The 458-nt window shown below is 61.4% G+C and carries 1 protein-coding gene; it reads right to left on the reverse strand.

All coding sequences use genetic code 11. From position 1 onward, the window contains the following. A partial coding sequence (locus tag FQ320_RS25395) for a helix-turn-helix domain-containing protein (protein WP_370513113.1) occupies positions 1 to 458 on the reverse strand: 458 nt, incomplete at both ends.

Below are 458 nucleotides of genomic sequence, written 5' to 3' on the forward strand. Positions count from 1 at the left end.
GTGCTGGTGGCGTCGTCGATGAACACGAGCAAGGTGCAGGCACGGCCACGATCCTCAAACCAGCGATGATCTGATCCGTCGATCTGGATCAGTTCACCCAGACATTCTCGGCGCAGGCGTGGCTGATGGAAGGTGCGCCGTTGCTTGCGCGAGAGCCAGATCCCGGCGTCCTGCATCCATTTGCGCAGCGTCTCACGCGAGACTTTGAGCCCATGATCCTCAGCCAGCTTCTCGGCGGCAAAGGTCGGCCCAAAGTCGAGGTAGGTCTCACGGACCAGCGTCACAGCAAACGCACGCACCGCAGGATCGATCCGATTGTTGGATCTTCGGCCGCGCGCCTTGTGCCGGATCGCTGCAGGGCCTTTGGTCTGGAAATCCTTCAACAGCCGATGCACTTGCCGTCGGCTCAGTCCCAACACGTTCGCAGCTGTCACAGCCGTCATCCGGCCTTGCGTCAC

Origin of the sequence: Oceaniovalibus sp. ACAM 378 (genome assembly GCF_008085915.1) — a bacterium.
Taxonomy (GTDB): domain Bacteria; phylum Pseudomonadota; class Alphaproteobacteria; order Rhodobacterales; family Rhodobacteraceae; genus Oceaniglobus.